Source organism: Variovorax sp. Varisp41, assembly GCF_047325085.1.
Lineage (GTDB): Bacteria > Pseudomonadota > Gammaproteobacteria > Burkholderiales > Burkholderiaceae_C > Variovorax.
Genome location: NZ_CP168540.1, coordinates 4,142,140 through 4,158,011, shown reverse-complemented (window position 1 = coordinate 4,158,011; position 15,872 = coordinate 4,142,140). Strand labels below are relative to the sequence as shown.

Here is a 15,872-nt window from a genome sequence, read left to right as displayed (position 1 = left end):
CCAGTTGCGGGGGTGGGGCCGTGTCGGCGGTTTCCTATGGGGCCGGGTCAGGATTTCCCGCTGTCCGGGCGCGCGGCCAGCGTGCGCGAGGCCAGCGCCACCAGCACCAGCACCGGCACGCCGAGCAGGGCGGTGGCATAGAAGAAGGTGCTGTAGCCGTAGGCGTCGACGAACACGCCCGAGTAGCCGGCGATGAACTTCGGCAGCAGCAGCATCAGCGAGCTGAACAGCGCGTACTGCGTGGCCGAGTAGCTGATGTTGGTGAGGCTCGAGAGGTAGGCGATGAAGGCCGCCGAGGCGATGCCGCCCGCGAGGTTGTCGGCCGAGACCACGGCGATCAGGGCCGTCAGGTCGTGGCCGCGCGAGGCCAGCCAGGCGAACAGCAGGTTGCTCGCCGCGCTGAGCACCGCGCCCAGCATCAGCACCCGCATCACGCCCAGGCGCATCGACAGCACGCCGCCGACGAAGGCGCCCACCAGCGTCATGACCACGCCGTAGATCTTGCTGACCGTGGCCACCTCGTCCTTGGTGAAGCCCATGTCGACGTAGAAGGGGTTGGCCATGATGCCCATCACCACGTCGCTGATGCGGTAGATCGCGATCAGCGAGAGGATCAGCACCGCCTGCCACTTGTAGCGGCGGATGAAGTCGGCGAAGGGCTCGACCAGCACGTCGCGCAGCCATTCGGCGGCATTGCGCGGCGCCGACAGCGAGCGCTTCGCGGGCTCGGGCGACAGCAGCACCGTGAGCACGCCCACGAGCATGGAGCCGGCCATCACGAGGTAGGCCGTCTTCCAGGCGCCGTTCTGGTAGGCCGCGCCGGCCGCCGCGCCCACCGCCGGCGCGGCCGGCGCGACCTCGGCCCAGGCCGCCACCCACAGCACCCCGGCCCCGGCCCAGATCATCGCGAGCCGGTAGCCGGTCTGGTAGGCCGCGGCCAGCGCCGCCTGCTTGCGCGTCTCGGCCGACTCGATGCGGAAGGCGTCGAGCGCGATGTCCTGCGTGGCCGAGCCGAAGGCCACCAGCAGCGCGCACCAGACCATCGGCACGAGGCCCTGGCGCGGATCGTTGACCGCCATGCCGACCAGCCCCGCGATCACCATGCCCTGCGCCAGCAGCAGCCAGCCGCGCCGGCGTCCGAGCAGCGTGGTCAGCGGCGGCAGCGGCAGACGGTCGACCAGCGGCGCCCACACCCATTTGAAGCCGTAGGCCAGGCCGACCCAGCTCAGATAGCCGATGGTGGCGCGGTCGATGCCGGCCTCGCGCAGCCGGAAGCTCAGCGTGCCCAGCACCAGCAGCAGCGGCAGCCCGGCCGAGAAGCCCAGCGCCAGCATGCGCAAGGTGGCGGGTTCGAGGTAGACCTTCAGGGCGTCGCGCCAGGGCGGCGAACCGGCGGCGGTGGATTCGGCGGGCGGGACGGAAGACATGTGGGAGCGATTGTCCATGAGTGCCGCGCCGGTCGGCCGCCGGGTCATCCACCAAGGCGTCTTCATTTGTTCCTATCATCCGGCCCCATATGTGCACACGCTGCGATCGCTCCGCCCCGGTCCTCTCCCATGCCTCGGCCTGGCAGCCGCGGCGCGCCTTCCTGCTGGCCGCGGCCGGCGCGGCATTGAGCGGGCCGGCGCTGGCGCAGGTCGACGTCGGCAATGCCTCGGTGGCGCGCAACCTTGTGCCGGCCGACCGCATCGAGGCCGCGGGCGGCCAGCAGTACGGCGAGTTGCTGCAGCAGGCGCGCGCCAAGAACGCGCTCGCGGGCGACGGCAATCCGCAACTGCAGCGGTTGCGCGCCATCGCCAACCGGCTGATCCCCTTCGCCACGCCCTGGAACAGCCGTGCGCGGCAATGGAAGTGGGAGGTCAACCTGATCGGCAGCAAGCAGATCAACGCCTTCTGCCTGCCGGGCGGCAAGATCGCCTTCTTCACCGGCATCCTCGACCAGCTCAAGCTCACCGACGACGAGGTCGCGATGGTCATGGGCCACGAGATGGCCCATGCGCTGCGCGAGCATGCGCGCGCCCGCATGGCCAAGAGCGCGGGCACCGGCGCCGCGCTCTCGATCGGTGCGCAACTGCTCGGCCTGGGGCAGGTCGGCGACCTCGCGGCGCGCGCGGGCACCCAGCTGCTCACGCTCAAGTTCAGCCGCGGCGACGAGACCGAGGCCGACCTCGTCGGCCTGGAGCTCGCGGCGCGCGCCGGCTACGACCCGAAGGCCTCGGTGTCGCTGTGGAACAAGATGGCCACGGCCTCGAAGAACCAGGGCGGGCTGAGCTTCCTCTCGACGCACCCGAGCGGGCCGGACCGGATCGCCAAGCTGCAGGCGAATCTGCCGAAGGTGGAGAACCTGTACCGGGACGCCAAGAAGAGCTGAGCGCCCTGTCTTCCTCCTTCCCCCTCTGGGGGAAGGCCGGGATGGGGGCACTGGGCGGTCGATGAGGCCGTGACCCGATGCACCGCCGCATGCCCCCACCCCAACCCTCCCCCAGCGGGGGAGGGAGCCACACATAGATAACTGAGCGACTGACGCCGCGGGCGCCCCACCAGCGGCCCGTGCGCGCTGGCACGCCGCTTGCATCTCGACTTGTACACAAGTTTGGATGCCTGATCATGGTGCATGACGAGAAAGACCCGGCCGCCGCGGCTTGGATCCTGCGTTTCGCGCAGCCGCTGACGCGCGAGAACGACGACACGCGGGAGGCCACGCCCGCTTCCACCCCCGCCCCGCTCGCGGGCCTGCGCTTCGCCGTCAAGGACAACATCGACGTCGCCGGCGTGCCCACCACCGCCGCCTGCCCGGCCTTCGACCGCCTGCCGGCTGCCCATGCGGCCGTGGTGCAGCGGCTGCTCGACGCCGGTGCGTCGCTGCTCGGCAAGACCAACCTCGACCAGTTCGCCTGCGGCCTCAACGGCACGCGCTCGCCCTATGGCGAGGTCGGCAATGCCTTCGATGCACGCTACGTGTCCGGCGGCTCGAGCTCGGGCTCGGCGCGCGTGGTCGCCACCGGCGAGGCCGACTTCGCGCTCGGCACCGACACGGCCGGCTCCGGCCGCGTGCCTGCGGGCCTCAACAACATCGTCGGCCTCAAGCCCTCGCGCGGGCTGCTGAGCACCGCCGGCGTGGTGCCGGCCGCGCAGAGCGTCGACTGCGTCTCGATCTTCGCGCGCACGGTCGCGCTCGCGGTCGAGGTGCTGCAGGCCGCGCTCGGCTTCGATGCGCGCGATCCCTACTCGCGCGACATCGCGCTCGATGCGAAGCCCTTCCCCGCCGCCTTCCGCTTCGGCGTGCCCGACCGCCTCGCCTTCTTCGGCGACACGCTCGCCGAGGCCGCCTTCGCCGACGCGCGCCGGCGCCTCGAGGCGCTGGGCGGCACGGCCGTCACCGTGCCCTTCGCGCCGCTGGCCGAGGCCGCCGCGCTGCTCTACGACAGCGCGCTGGTGGCCGAGCGCTATGCCGCGGTGCGCGCCTTCTTCGACCGCCACGAGGCCGAGGTGGTCGAGCCCGTGCGCGGCATCCTCGCGCAGGGCCGCGGCTACAACGCGGCCGACGTGTTCGAGGCCCAGACCCGGCTGCGCGCGCTCGCGCAGCAGGCCGAACCGATGTGGCGCGACATCGACGTGCTGCTGGTGCCCACCGCGCCCACGCACTACACGCGCGACGCGATGCGCGCCGACCCGGTGGCGCTCAACCGCAACCTCGGCGCCTACACCAACTTCGTCAACCTGCTCGACTACGCCGCGCTCTCGGTGCCCAGCAGCCTGCGGCCCGACGGCCTGCCCTTCGGCATCACGCTGATCGGCCGCTGCGGCAGCGACCTCGCGCTGGCCGAACTGGGCCAGCGCTACCACCACGCCACCGGCCTCGCGCAGGGCGCGACCGGCGAGCCGCTGCCCGCGCCGCGGCCGATCCGTGGCCTCGCCCCGGCGCCGGCCGCGACGCTGCCGATCGCGGTGGTCGGCGCGCACCTCAGCGGCATGCCGCTCAACGGCCAGCTCACCGAGCGCGGCGCCGTGCTGCGCGAAGCCATCCAGACCGCGCCGCGCTACCGGCTGTACGCGCTGCCCGGCACCGTGCCGCCCAAGCCCGGCCTGCAGCGCAGCGCCGAGGGCGGCGCCGCGATCGCGCTCGAGGTGTGGGACCTGCCGCTGGCCGAGGTCGGCGGCTTCCTCGCGCTGATCCCCGCGCCGCTGGGCCTGGGCAGCGTCGAGCTGGCCGACGGCCGCTGGGTGCACGGCTTCATCTGCGAGGGCCATGCGCTGGCCGGTGCGGAAGAGGTCACGCGCCATGGCGGCTGGCGCGCCTATCTCGCGAACCGCGCCGCCTGAATCCCTGTTGTCTTCGAACCCAGACCGAGGAGTCTTCCATGTCCATCTCCGACCTTCCTTCCTCCGCCTCGCGCCGACAGTTGCTGCAGGCCGGCGCCGCCGGCCTCGCGGTGCTCGCCGCGCCGGCGATCGTGCGCGCCCAGGCGGCACCGAAGATCCGTGTCGGCTTCTGGCCGGTGGCCGCGGGCCTGCCTTTCTTCGCGGCGGTCGAGCGCGGCTTCTTCAAGGACGCGGGGCTCGACGTGGAACCGCAGAAGTTCGCGGGCGCGCAGCAGGTGATGGAAGCCATGCTCGCGGGCCGCTGCGACGGCAGCGCCAACGGCACCGGCTCGGCCAATCTCGCGATCGGAGAGATCGCGCAGCCGGGCCTGTTCAAGATCTTCTGCACCAACCCGAGCAACGCCAAGTTCGTGCTCGACGAGTTCATCGTCGCGAAGGACAGCCCGATCAAGGCCATGGCCGAGCTCTCGGGCAAGAAGGTGGCCTCGGGCCCGGGCATCCAGAACGTCACGCTGTGCAAGACCATGCTCGAGCGCGCGGGCGCCAAGGGCGTGTCGGTCAGCGAGCTGCCGATCGGCCAGCACGTGGCCGCGCTGGTGGCGGGGCAGGTCGATGCCTGCTACACGCTCGAACCCACGGGCACCGTGGGCCGCATGAACGGCACCACGCGCGTGCTCGAGGCCGGCGTGGTCGCGCGCTACATCCTCGGCGACCCGATGGCGCCCTGGCATGGCGGCGCCGCCAGCCTCACGACCGAGTTCCTCAAGAAGAACCCCGATGCCGCGAAGAAGTACATCGCCGCCTATGCGCGCGGCGTGGAGCTGGTGCGCAGCCAGCCCGACGAGGCGCGCCAGTACATGAAGGGCTACACCGCCATCGAGGGCAAGCTCACGGCCGAGGTGCCGCTGGCCTCGTACATGCTCTACAACGAGTTCAAGCCCAGCGACGTCGCCTACTTCCAGAAGTTCTACGACCTGTTCACCGAGAAGGGGATCTTCGAGAAGAAGGTCCTGGTGGACGGCCTGCTCTACAAGGCCTGACGGCATGGCCGACAGCAGCACCACCGCCTCCCCGTGGGCGCCGCCCGCGGGCAACGCCGCCGCCTCCGCGGCACCGAAGGCGCCCGCCTGGGAGCGCTGGCTGCCGGCCATCGGGCCGGTCGTCCTGTTCATCGTCTGGGACCTGGTGGTGCGGCTCGGCTTCATCAAGCCGATCCTGCTGCCCTCGCCGGCCGACACCGTGGCCGCGCTTATCACCGGCCTGGCCGGCGGGCCGCTGCTCGTCGACTTCGCCGTCACCGTGTGGCGCACCGTGCAGGCCTTCGCGATCGCCGCCATCGTCGGCATGCCGCTGGGCGTGCTGCTGGGCAGCAACGAGCGCGCCTACCGCAGCGTCGAGTTCCTGATCGACTTCTTCCGCTCCACGCCCTCGTCGGCGCTGATCCCGCTGTTCCTGCTGATCTTCGGCGTGTCCGACATCAACAAGGTGGCGATCGCGGCCTTCGGCGCGCTGCTGATCGTGGTGTTCAACAGCGCCTACGGCGTGATCAACGCGCGCAAGCAGCGCGTGATGGCGGCGCGCGTGATGGGCGCCTCGCGCTGGCAGATCTTCAAGGACGTGCTGGTGTGGGAGAGCCTGCAGCCCAGCTTCGTGGGCCTGCGCTCGGCGGTCTCGATGGCGCTGGTGATCGTGATCGTGGCCGAGATGTTCATCGGCTCCGACAACGGCCTGGGCCACCGCATCATCGACGCGCAGCAGGTGCTCAACGTCAAGAGCATGTATGCCGCCATCCTCGCGGCCGGCGCGCTGGGCTACGTGCTCAACATCCTCTTCCTCGTGGCCGAGCGCCGCATCGTTCACTGGAGCGGCCGATGAAAGCCACGCCCGACATCGTCGTCAACGGCCCGGTGTATGCCGACGTGCCCAGGCCGGTGTTCAAGCCCGGCCCGGCCGGCACCCACATCACGATCCGCGGCCTCACCAAGTACTTCGCGGGCTGGCCGCTGTACGAGAACTTCGACCTCGACATCCCCAAGCACCGCATCGTCTCGGTGTTCGGTCCCAACGGCTGCGGCAAGTCCACGCTGATCAACATGATCGCGGGGCTGATCCCCATCGACAGCGGCGAGATCCTGTTCGACGGGAAACAGCGCAAGGACACCAAGATCGGCTACGTGTTCCAGAACTACCGCGAGGCGATGTTCCCGTGGATGCGCACCATCGACAACATCGCCTATCCGCTGAAGCTCGAAGGCCGCAGCAAGGCCGAGGTCGATCACCGCATGGAGGAGCTGGTCGCCTCCTTCGACGTCAAGTTCGACCTCAAGCGCTTTCCCTACGAGCTCTCGGGCGGCCAGCAGCAGACCGCGTCGATCATGCGCGCGCTCGCGCCGAATCCCGAGGTGCTGTTCCTCGACGAGCCTTTCTCGGCGCTCGACTTCGAGATGACGCTGTTCATCCGCGAGAAGCTGCAGGAGGTGTTCATGCAGACCGGCACCACCATGCTGCTGGTCTCGCACGACCTCGAGGAGGCCGTGTACCTGGCCGACGAGGTGCTGCTCCTGACCAAGCGCCCGACCAAGGTGGCCGAGATCCTGCGCTATGGCGATGCGCGCCCGCGCACGGTCGAGACCCTGAGCACCGAGAGCTTCGTCGCGATGAAAAAGCTGAGCCTCGACATCTTCCAGCGCGAAGTGCGCCGTTGAGAGGAGCCGACGCCATGACGCCCGAACAGATCGAACGCCACGTCGACGCGGCCGCGGCCGCGCTCGGCCTCCCGCTCTCGCCCGCCCACCGCGAGGGCGTGCTGCGCTACTTCGCGCTCGCGGCCGGCTTCGCGGCCACCGTCGAGGCGGTGCCGCTGTCGGTGCACGACGAGGCGGCGGTGCAGTTCGTTCCGGTCTCGCCTTCGGAGGCCGGCCGATGAACGCCGCCAGCCTGATCGCCAGGGACGCGAGCGCCATGGCCGAGGCGGTGCGCCGCGGCGAGGTCAGCGCCAGTGCGCTGGCCGAGGCCAGCCTCGCGCGCATCGAGGCCACCGACGGCCGCGTCAACGCCTTCACCGCCGTGCTGCGCGAACGCGCGCTGCGCCGCGCCGCGCAGGTCGATGCCTCGCTGGCCTCGGCCACGGCCGAGCGCACGCGCGAACTGCCACTGCTCGGCGTGCCCTTCGCGGTCAAGAACCTGTTCGACATCGCGGGCATCGCCACGCTGGCCGGCTCGAAGATCGAGCGCGAAGCCGCGCCCGCGAATGCCGACGCGCTGCTGGTGCGCCGGCTCGAGCGCGCGGGCGCGGTGCTGGTCGGCGCGCTCAACATGGACGAGTACGCCTACGGCTTCACCACCGAGAACAGCCACGAGGGCCCGACGCGCAATCCGCACGACCTCTCGTGCATCGCGGGCGGTTCCTCGGGCGGCTCGGGCGCGGCCGTGGCTGCGGGGCAGGTCGCGCTCACGCTGGGCTCGGACACCAACGGCTCGATCCGCGTGCCGGCTTCGCTGTGCGGCGTGTTCGGCCTCAAGCCCACCTTCGGCCGGCTGCCGCGCAGCGGCAGCTATCCCTTCGTCTCGAGCCTCGATCACCTCGGGCCCTTCGCGCGTTCGGCGCGCGACCTCGCGCTGGCCTACGACGCGATGCAGGGCCCGGAGGATCCCGCCGGACGGCGCGACCCCGGCTGCACGCAGCGCGCGGTCGAACCGGTGGCGCCGCTGCTGGTGCGCGGCACGCAGGGCCTGCGCATCGGCGTGCTCGGCGGCTACTTCCGCGCCAACGCCGGCGCCGAGGCCAACGCCGCGGTCGACCGCGTGGCCGATGCGCTGGCCGCGCACGCCAGCGTCGAGCTGCCGCTGGTCGAGGCCGGCCGCGCGGCCGCCTTCCTGATCACCAACGCCGAAGGCGCGGCGCTGCACCTCGACGACCTGCGCCGCCGCGCGCACGACTTCGAACCGCTGTCGCGCGACCGCTTCCTCGCGGGCGCGCTGCTGCCGGCCGCCTGGATCGCGCGCGCCCAGCGCGTGCGCCGCGTCTATGCCGAGGCGGTGGCGCGGGTGTTCGGCCGCTTCGACGTGCTGCTCGCGCCCGCCACGCCGAGCGCCGCCACGCCGGTGGGCGCCGAGCGCTTCGAGATCAACGGCCAGAGCCTGCCGGTGCGACCCAACATGGGGCTGCTCACCCAGCCGATCTCGTGCATCGGCCTGCCGGTGTGCAGCGTGCCGGTGTGGGGCGCGCATGCGCGGCTGCCGATCGGCGTGCAGCTGATCGCCGCGCCCTGGCGCGAAGACCTCGCGCTGCGCGTGGCCGCGGCGCTCGAGGACGCGGGCGTGGCGCGCGCGCCCGTGGCCACCCTTTGACGACCGACGGACACCCAGCTTCATGACCACTCCCGAGATCAACCTGCCCGACGTGCTCGCCGAAGTCGAGGCCGTCTTCGCGCGCTACGAGCACGCACTGGTGCACAACGAGGTCGAGGTGCTCGACGAACTGTTCTGGGCCAGCCCGACCACGCTGCGCTACGGCGCGACCGAGAACCTCTACGGCTACGAAGCGATCCAGGCCTTTCGCGCATCGCGCCCCGCGCAGGGGCTCGCGCGCGAGCTGCTGCGCGTCGCCATCACCACCTACGGCCGCGACTTCGCGACCGCCAACTGCGAGTTCCGCCGCGAAGGCAGCGAACGCAGCGGCCGCCAGAGCCAGACCTGGATGCGCACGGCCGAAGGCTGGCGCGTGGTCGCCGCGCACGTGAGCCTGCTCGGCGCCTGAGGCCCATTTCTTGCACCCCCACCTCCACCCTCCCGAAAGCACAGCATGACGAGCCAACCCAATCGCCGCGATTCCCTCAAGACCCTGGCCGCCCTCGGCGCGGCCGGCACCCTCGGTGCGCTGAGCCCCTTCGCTCGCGCGCAGGCCAAGCCGCTCACCGTCGGCGTGATCTACGTCGGCGCGCGCGACGACTACGGCTACAACCAGGCGCACGCGCAGGCCGCGGCCGAGATCAAGAAGCTGCCCGGCATCAAGCTGGTGGAAGAGGAGAACGTGCCCGAGACCGCGGCCGTGCAGAAGACCATGTCGGGCATGATCGCGCAGGACGGCGCCAAGCTGCTGTTCCCGACCTCCTTCGGCTACTTCGATCCGCACATCCTGGCCGTCGCGCCCAAGAACCCCGACGTGCGCTTCTCGCACTGCGGCGGCCTCTGGACCGAGGGCAAGCATCCGAAGAACGTCGGCAGCTTCTTCGGCTACATCGACGAGTGCCAGTTCCTCAACGGCGTGATCGCCGCCCACATGACGAAGAGCAACAAGATTGCCTTCGTCGCGGCCAAGCCGATCCCGCAGGTGCTGCGCAACATCAACGCCTTCACGCTCGGTGCGCGCTCGGTCAAGCCGAACATCACGTGCAGCGTGATCTTCACCGGCGACTGGTCGATGGCCGTGAAGGAGGCCGAGGCCACCAACAGCCTGGCCGACCAGGGCTGCGACGTGTTCACCATGCACGTGGACGGCCCCAAGGTGGTGGTCGAGACGGCCGCCAAGCGCGGCAAGATGGTCTGCGGCTACCACGCGAGCCAGGCCAAGCTCGCGCCGAACGCCTACCTCACGGGCGCCGAGTGGAACTGGCTCACCGCCTACAAGACCGCGATCGAGGCCGCGCAGACCGGCAAGCCGCATCCCAACTTCCTGCGCGGCGGCCTGAAGGAAGGCTACGTGAAGATGTCGGCCTACGGCCCGATGGTGCCGGACGCCGCGAAGAAGCAGGCCGATGACATCAAGGCGAAGATGATCGCGGGCACCTTCGACATCTTCAAGGACGGCATCAAGGACAACAAGGGCGCGGTGGTGGTGCCCGCCGGCAAGGTGCTCAAGCAGACCGACCTCGAGCTCGAGAAGATGAACTACCTGGTCGAAGGCGTGCTCGGTTCGGTCTAGCAATGTTGGCCCCCCGGCTTGCCACTGCGTGTGCTTCGCCACCCCCCGAGGGGGAGGCTCGGCCCGCCTTGGGGCGGCCCGGCGGCGGCCGATTCTCCCCCTTTCGAGAAAGCGGTCATGCGTAGCGCATTCAAGGAATTCGCCCTCCCGGTCTTCGCCATCGCGGCGGCGCTCCTGGTCTTCGGCCTGGTCGTCGCCTTCGCGGGCGTCGATCCGGTGGAGGTCTGGACCACGCTGTTCAAGGGCGCCTTCGGCGACTGGTTCTCGTGGCAGAACACGCTGCAGCGCGCGGCGCCGCTGATGCTCACGGCCCTGTGCGTGGCGCTGCCGGCGCGCGCCGGGCTGATCGTGATCGGCGGCGAGGGCGCGCTGGTGTTCGGCGGCCTGGCCTGCGCGGCGCTCGCGCATGCGCTGCCGCTGCCTTCGGGCGTGGCCGGCATCACGCTGCTGTGCATCGCGGGCGCGGCGGTCGGTGCGCTGTGGATCATGCTCGCGGGCTGGCTGCGCCAGTACCGCGGCATCAACGAGACCATCAGCAGCCTGCTCTTGGCCTACATCGCGATCGGCATCTTCAAGCACCTGGTCGAGGGGCCGCTGCGCGATCCCGCGAGCCTCAACAAGCCCTCGACCCACACCCTGCCCGACGGCCTGCTGATCGGCGGCATCGGCGGTTCCGACGTGCACTGGGGCCTGGTGGTCGGCATCGTCGCCTGCCTGGGCCTCGCGGCCTGGCTGCGCGCCACGCCTTCCGGCTTCTCGGTGCGCGTGGTGGGCGGCAACCCGCGCACCGCGCAACTCGTGGGACTGCCGGCCACGCGGCTGATCCTTGGTGCCTGCGGCCTCGGCGGCGCCTGTGCGGGCGTGGCCGGCGCGATCGAGGTGGCGGCGGTGCACACCAACGCCAACGCTTCGCTGATCGCGGGCTACGGCTACGCGGGCATCCTGGTCTCCTTCATCGCGCGCCACAACCCTGCGGCCATCGTGCCGGTGGCGATCCTGTTCGGCGGCTTCGGCGCCGCGGGCAGCCTGCTGCAGCGGCGCGTCGGCCTGCCCGATGCCTCGGTGCTGGTGCTGCAGGGCATCGCCTTCGTGCTGATCCTCGCGAGCGAGGGGCTGCGCACGGTCAACTGGAAGAAGTTCGGCGATCGCATGCTGCCCGAAGCCAAGAGCTACGACAGGAGTTCCGTTGCATGACCGCAGACCAGTGGATCGCGCTCGTGGCCGGCATCGTCGGCGGCGCGCTGCGCGTGGGCGCGCCCTTCCTGTTCGTGAGCCTGGGCGAGTGCCTCACCGAGAAGTCGGGCCGCATCAACCTCGGCCTCGAAGGCGTGCTGGTGCTGTCGGCCATGGCGGCCTTCGGCGGTGCTTACCTCACCGACTCGGCCTGGCTCGGCGTGCTGATCGGCGCGACGGCGGGCGCGGCGCTCGCGCTGCTGCACGGCCTGTTGTGTTCGCTCGACCGCGTCAACGACGTGGCCACCGGCATCGCGCTGATGCTGCTGGGCACCGGCCTGGCGTTCTATCTCGGCAAGCCGCTGATCCAGCCGCAGGCGCCGCAGATTCCCGCGATCCCGCTGGGCTTCTGGAGCGACAACCCGGTGGTGCGCTCGGCGCTGCAGCTCAATGCGCTGGTGCCGGTGGGCCTGGCGCTGGCGCTGCTGCTGTGGTGGGGCTTCGCGCGCACGCGCATCGGCCTTTTGGTGCGCATGGCCGGCGATTCGGCGCAGGCCACGCGCGCGCTCGGCTATTCGGTGTCGGGCCTGCGCATCGCGGCCACCACCGCGGGCGGCTTCATCGCGGGGCTCGGCGGCGCCTCGCTCACGCTGTTCTATCCGGGCAGCTGGAACGAGGGCATCTCGAGCGGCCAGGGCCTGATCGCGGTGGCGCTGGTGATCTTCGCGCGCTGGAGCCCGCTGCGCTGCGTGGGCGCGGCCTTCCTCTTCGGCGGCGCGGGCGCCATCGGTCCCGCGCTGCAGTCGATCGGCATCGGTTGGGGCTACCACCTCTTCAACACCGTGCCCTACGTGCTCACGCTGGCGATCCTGGTGCTGACCTGCCGTCCCGGCAGCGCGGCCGCGGGCAGCCCCGGCGAGCTGTCGGCCACCAGGAACTGAACCTCGACATGACTCCCAACCCCATCACACAAGGACATCGCCCATGAGCGGCCTCGGCGGACTCAACAAATCGGCCAACGGCGTCGTCGTCGGCCTGGTGCAGCTGCAGCTGCCGAACGTGAAGACGCGCGCCGAGCTCGCGGCGCAGACCGCGCGCATCTGCGCGCTGGTGGGCAAGGCCCGCCGCAACCAGTCGACCATGGACCTGGTGGTGTTCCCCGAGTACGCGCTGCACGGCCTCTCGATGGACACCAACCCCGAGATCATGTGCACGCTCGACGGCCCCGAGGTCGCGGCCTTCAAGCGGGCCTGCATCGAGCACCGCATCTGGGGCTGCTTCTCGATCATGGAAGCCAACCCGCGCGGCAACCCCTACAACAGCGGGCTGATCATCGATGACCAGGGCGAGATCCGGCTCTACTACCGCAAGCTGCATCCGTGGGTGCCGGTCGAGCCCTGGGAGCCCGGCAACCTCGGCGTGCCGGTGTGCGACGGCCCCAACGGCAGCAAGCTCGCGCTGATCATCTGCCACGACGGCATGTTCCCCGAGATGGCGCGCGAGGCCGCGTACAAGGGCGCCGAGATCATCCTGCGCACGGCCGGCTACACGGCGCCGATCCGCCATGCCTGGAAGATCACCAACCAGGCCAACGCCTTCTGCAACCTCGCCTACACGGCCAGCGTGTGCCTGAGCGGCAGCGACGGCAGCTTCGACTCGATGGGCGAGGGCATGTTCTGCAACTTCGACGGCACCGTGCTGGTCGAGGGCGGCGGCCGCGTCGACGAGATCGTCACGGCCGAGCTGCGGCCCGACCTGGTGCGCGAGGCGCGCACCGGCTGGGGCGTGGAGAACAACATCTACCAGCTCTACCACCGCGGCTACGTGGCGGTGAAGGGCGGGGCGCAGGACTGTCCCTACACCTACATGCGCGACATGGCCGCGGGCACCTACCGACTGCCCTGGAGCGCCGAGGTGAAGGTGACCGACGGCACGCCTTGCGGCTTCGCGCCGCCCGAACGCAGCTACGCAGGACCCGGGCAATGAGCACCAACTACACCGCCACCGTGCGGCGCCACGTCGCGGCCGAACCCTATGCCTGGCCCTACAACGGCCAGCTTCGGCCCGACAACACGGCGCTGATCGTGATCGACATGCAGACCGACTTCTGCGGCAAGGGCGGCTATGTCGACGTGATGGGCTACGACCTGTCGCTGGTGCAGGCGCCGATCCAGCCGATCGCGCGCACGCTCGCGGCGCTGCGGCCGCTGGGCTATCACGTGATCCACACGCGCGAGGGCCACCGGCCCGATCTCGCCGACCTGCCGGCCAACAAGCGCTGGCGCTCGCGTCAGATCGGCGCCAACGGCGTGGGCATCGGCGACGACGGTCCCTGCGGGCGCATCCTGGTGCGCGGCGAACCGGGCTGGGAAATCATCCCCGAGCTCGCGCCGCTGCCCGGCGAGACCGTGATCGACAAGCCCGGCAAGGGCTCGTTCTATGCCACCGACCTCGAGCTGATCCTGCGCACGCGCGGCATCGAGAACCTGATCCTTGCGGGCATCACCACCGACGTCTGCGTGCACACCACCATGCGCGACGCCAACGACCGCGGCTTCGAATGCCTGCTGCTGTCGGACTGCACGGCGGCGACCGACCATGGCAACCATCTCGCGGCGCTCAAGATGATCACGATGCAGGGCGGGGTGTTCGGGGCGCATGCTTCGTCGCAGGCTTTGCTGGCGGCGTTATGAGCGCGGATCTTCTCTGTGGCAGGCCGGGGCGCGATCACGCCACTGGGGTGCCTTGCTCCGCGAATGTCCCCCGGCCTTCGGCCTCCTCCTTGATTTCGCTGCGCAAGGCACCCCAGCGACGTGATCGAGGGGCGCTGTGGTCGTACCGGCCGCGCCCCGAACGACCCCTTGGAGTCCGGATATGAGCACAACATCCCCTCACGCCATCGGCGGCCTCCCCCCAGGCACCGGCGCGCTCGCGCTCGACACCTACCGCCTCACCAAGCGCTTCGGCGCCTTCACCGCGATGGACAGCGTGACCCTGCGCGTGGAACCCGGCAGCGTGCATGCGCTGCTCGGCGAGAACGGCGCGGGCAAGAGCACATTGGTGAAATGCGTGGCCGGCTTCCAGCGCGCGGAGGAGGGCAGCATCCTGATCGACGGCCGCGAGCAGGACATCGCCAACCCGATCGTCGCGCGCGCGCTCGGCATCGGCATGGTCTACCAGCACTTCACGCTGGCACCGGGCATGACCGTGGCCGAGAACCTGCTGCTGGCCGGCGGCCGCACCCCCGCGGTGATCGACTGGAAGGCCAAGCGCGCCGAACTCGAGGCCTTCCTGGCCACCACGCCGTTCCGCCTCGACCTCGATGCACGGCCGTCCGAGCTGGCCGCGGGCGAGAAGCAGAAGCTCGAGCTGCTCAAGCAGCTCTACCTGAAGCCGCGCCTGCTGATCCTCGACGAGCCGACCTCGGTGCTCACGCCGCAGGAGGCCGACGAGGTGCTGGGCCATGTGCGCGAGTTCGCGCGCAGCGGGCTGTGCACCGTGCTGATCATCACGCACAAGTTCCGCGAGGTCATGGCCTATGCCGACGGCGTGACGGTGCTGCGGCGCGGCAAGGCCGTGCATCACGGCCGCGTGGCCGACACCAGCCCGGCGCTGCTCGCCGCGACCATGATGGGTGCGCAGGAGGCCGCCGCGGCCCCGGCGCAGGCAGCAGCTTCCACGCGCCGCGCGCCGGCCGCCGATGCGCCCGTCGCGCTCGAGGTCGAGGGCCTGCGCGCGCTCGGCGACCGCGGCACGCTCGCGCTGCACGACCTGAACCTGTCGGTGCGCGCGGGGGAGATCCTCGGCGTGGCGGGCGTCTCGGGCAACGGCCAGCGCGAACTGGTCGAGGCGCTGGTCGGCCAGCGTCCGCGCCTCGCGGGCCGGGTGCGCGTGATGGGCACGCCCTACCGCGCAAGCCGCGCCGAGAACCGCGAACTCAAGGTGCGCAGCCTGCCCGAGGAGCCGCTGCGCAATGCCTGCGTGGGCGACCTGAGCGTGGCCGAGAACATGGCGCTGCGCGACTTCGACCGTCCGCCGCTCGCGGCCGGCGGCCTGCTGCGCTTCTCGCGCTGGCGCGCACGGGCGCGCGAATGGATCGCCGAATACGGCGTCAAGACGCAGGGCGAAGGCGCGCCCATCCGCAGCCTCTCGGGCGGCAACGTGCAGCGCGCCGTGCTCGCGCGCGAGCTCGCGGGCGACATCAACGTGCTGATCGCCGCCAACCCCGTGTTCGGCCTCGACTTCGCGGCCGTGGCCGAGATCCACGCGCGCATCGTGCAGGTGCGCGAGAAGGGCGGGGCGGTGCTGCTGGTCAGCGAGGACCTCGACGAGTTGCTCGAGCTGTCGGACCGCATCGTCGTCATGAGCGAGGGCCGCGTGGTCCACGAGACCGCCGCCGCGGGTGCCGAGCGGCACGTGATCGGGGCGCACATGGGTGGCGGGCACTAGAAGG

Annotated in this window: 15 protein-coding genes; 14 read left to right on the top strand and 1 reads right to left on the bottom strand. The window is 70.8% G+C overall.

The genetic code is table 11. The annotated features are described in order from the left end of the window. Nucleotides 1-47 precede the first annotated feature (47 nt). Nucleotides 48-1,427, bottom strand: a complete 1,380-nt coding sequence (locus ACEN9J_RS19190; protein ID WP_261215286.1) for an AmpG family muropeptide MFS transporter — start codon at nt 1,425-1,427, stop codon at nt 48-50. 89 nt (nt 1,428-1,516) lie between these two features. Here ACEN9J_RS19190 and ACEN9J_RS19185 point away from each other — a divergent pair, with 89 nt between their 5' ends. The 14 genes from ACEN9J_RS19185 (at nt 1,517) to ACEN9J_RS19120 (ending at nt 15,868) form a co-directional block, all read left to right on the top strand. Continuing rightward, a complete protein-coding gene (locus ACEN9J_RS19185) occupies nt 1,517-2,371 on the top strand; it encodes a M48 family metallopeptidase (RefSeq protein WP_413761784.1) in 855 nt (284 codons plus the stop codon). A gap of 236 nt (nt 2,372-2,607) precedes the next feature. Continuing rightward, entirely contained in the window at nt 2,608-4,323 is a 1,716-nt protein-coding gene (gene atzF / locus ACEN9J_RS19180; RefSeq protein WP_413761783.1) for an allophanate hydrolase, read from the top strand. Nucleotides 4,324-4,361: 38 nt separating this feature from the next. Then, complete coding sequence (locus ACEN9J_RS19175) at nt 4,362-5,363, top strand: ABC transporter substrate-binding protein (protein WP_413761782.1); 1,002 nt, start codon at nt 4,362-4,364, stop codon at nt 5,361-5,363. Between the two features lie 4 nt (nt 5,364-5,367). Next, entirely contained in the window at nt 5,368-6,198 is an 831-nt protein-coding gene (locus ACEN9J_RS19170; RefSeq protein WP_413761781.1) for an ABC transporter permease, read from the top strand. Then, nucleotides 6,195-7,028, top strand: a complete 834-nt coding sequence (locus ACEN9J_RS19165; protein WP_413761780.1) for an ABC transporter ATP-binding protein — start codon at nt 6,195-6,197, stop codon at nt 7,026-7,028. Before ACEN9J_RS19170 ends, ACEN9J_RS19165 begins: the two co-directional genes overlap by 4 nt. Nucleotides 7,029-7,042: 14 nt before the next feature. Then, entirely contained in the window at nt 7,043-7,249 is a 207-nt protein-coding gene (locus ACEN9J_RS19160; protein ID WP_296732973.1) for a DUF4089 domain-containing protein, read from the top strand. Continuing rightward, nucleotides 7,246-8,673 carry an AtzE family amidohydrolase gene (locus ACEN9J_RS19155; RefSeq protein ID WP_413761779.1) on the top strand — a complete coding sequence of 476 codons (1,428 nt, stop codon included), beginning with the start codon at nt 7,246-7,248 and terminating at the stop codon, nt 8,671-8,673. The genes ACEN9J_RS19160 and ACEN9J_RS19155 overlap by 4 nt, the downstream gene beginning before the upstream one ends. A gap of 22 nt (nt 8,674-8,695) precedes the next feature. Further along, nucleotides 8,696-9,082, top strand: a complete 387-nt coding sequence (gene hpxZ / locus ACEN9J_RS19150) for an oxalurate catabolism protein HpxZ (protein ID WP_057592787.1) — start codon at nt 8,696-8,698, stop codon at nt 9,080-9,082. A 45-nt stretch (nt 9,083-9,127) separates the two neighbouring features. Next, nucleotides 9,128-10,246: a BMP family ABC transporter substrate-binding protein gene (locus tag ACEN9J_RS19145; RefSeq protein ID WP_093344041.1), complete on the top strand. Its 1,119-nt coding sequence runs from the start codon at nt 9,128-9,130 to the stop codon at nt 10,244-10,246. Nucleotides 10,247-10,363: 117 nt separating this feature from the next. Beyond that, on the top strand, nt 10,364-11,440 hold the full coding sequence (locus tag ACEN9J_RS19140; protein ID WP_057592789.1) for an ABC transporter permease: 1,077 nt from the start codon (nt 10,364-10,366) through the stop codon (nt 11,438-11,440). Then, complete coding sequence (locus ACEN9J_RS19135) at nt 11,437-12,360, top strand: ABC transporter permease (protein ID WP_057592790.1); 924 nt, start codon at nt 11,437-11,439, stop codon at nt 12,358-12,360. The genes ACEN9J_RS19140 and ACEN9J_RS19135 overlap by 4 nt, the downstream gene beginning before the upstream one ends. A gap of 43 nt (nt 12,361-12,403) precedes the next feature. Further along, entirely contained in the window at nt 12,404-13,405 is a 1,002-nt protein-coding gene (locus ACEN9J_RS19130) for a formamidase (RefSeq protein WP_057592791.1), read from the top strand. Further along, nucleotides 13,402-14,112 carry a cysteine hydrolase family protein gene (locus ACEN9J_RS19125; protein ID WP_057592792.1) on the top strand — a complete coding sequence of 237 codons (711 nt, stop codon included), beginning with the start codon at nt 13,402-13,404 and terminating at the stop codon, nt 14,110-14,112. The genes ACEN9J_RS19130 and ACEN9J_RS19125 overlap by 4 nt, the downstream gene beginning before the upstream one ends. A 181-nt stretch (nt 14,113-14,293) precedes the next feature. Beyond that, nucleotides 14,294-15,868, top strand: coding sequence for an ABC transporter ATP-binding protein (locus tag ACEN9J_RS19120; protein WP_413761778.1), 1,575 nt, complete (start codon nt 14,294-14,296; stop codon nt 15,866-15,868). Nucleotides 15,869-15,872: the final 4 nt, after the last annotated feature.

What these genes read in the sequence shown, in the direction of transcription:
- ACEN9J_RS19190 (WP_261215286.1), bottom strand. Translation starts at nt 1,427, where the DNA reads ATGTCTTCCGTCCCGCCCGCCGAATCCACCGCCGCCGGTTCGCCGCCC.
- ACEN9J_RS19185 (WP_413761784.1), top strand. Translation starts at nt 1,517, where the DNA reads ATGTGCACACGCTGCGATCGCTCCGCCCCGGTCCTCTCCCATGCCTCG.
- atzF (WP_413761783.1), top strand. Translation starts at nt 2,608, where the DNA reads ATGGTGCATGACGAGAAAGACCCGGCCGCCGCGGCTTGGATCCTGCGT.
- ACEN9J_RS19175 (WP_413761782.1), top strand. Translation starts at nt 4,362, where the DNA reads ATGTCCATCTCCGACCTTCCTTCCTCCGCCTCGCGCCGACAGTTGCTG.
- ACEN9J_RS19170 (WP_413761781.1), top strand. Translation starts at nt 5,368, where the DNA reads ATGGCCGACAGCAGCACCACCGCCTCCCCGTGGGCGCCGCCCGCGGGC.
- ACEN9J_RS19165 (WP_413761780.1), top strand. Translation starts at nt 6,195, where the DNA reads ATGAAAGCCACGCCCGACATCGTCGTCAACGGCCCGGTGTATGCCGAC.
- ACEN9J_RS19160 (WP_296732973.1), top strand. Translation starts at nt 7,043, where the DNA reads ATGACGCCCGAACAGATCGAACGCCACGTCGACGCGGCCGCGGCCGCG.
- ACEN9J_RS19155 (WP_413761779.1), top strand. Translation starts at nt 7,246, where the DNA reads ATGAACGCCGCCAGCCTGATCGCCAGGGACGCGAGCGCCATGGCCGAG.
- hpxZ (WP_057592787.1), top strand. Translation starts at nt 8,696, where the DNA reads ATGACCACTCCCGAGATCAACCTGCCCGACGTGCTCGCCGAAGTCGAG.
- ACEN9J_RS19145 (WP_093344041.1), top strand. Translation starts at nt 9,128, where the DNA reads ATGACGAGCCAACCCAATCGCCGCGATTCCCTCAAGACCCTGGCCGCC.
- ACEN9J_RS19140 (WP_057592789.1), top strand. Translation starts at nt 10,364, where the DNA reads ATGCGTAGCGCATTCAAGGAATTCGCCCTCCCGGTCTTCGCCATCGCG.
- ACEN9J_RS19135 (WP_057592790.1), top strand. Translation starts at nt 11,437, where the DNA reads ATGACCGCAGACCAGTGGATCGCGCTCGTGGCCGGCATCGTCGGCGGC.
- ACEN9J_RS19130 (WP_057592791.1), top strand. Translation starts at nt 12,404, where the DNA reads ATGAGCGGCCTCGGCGGACTCAACAAATCGGCCAACGGCGTCGTCGTC.
- ACEN9J_RS19125 (WP_057592792.1), top strand. Translation starts at nt 13,402, where the DNA reads ATGAGCACCAACTACACCGCCACCGTGCGGCGCCACGTCGCGGCCGAA.
- ACEN9J_RS19120 (WP_413761778.1), top strand. Translation starts at nt 14,294, where the DNA reads ATGAGCACAACATCCCCTCACGCCATCGGCGGCCTCCCCCCAGGCACC.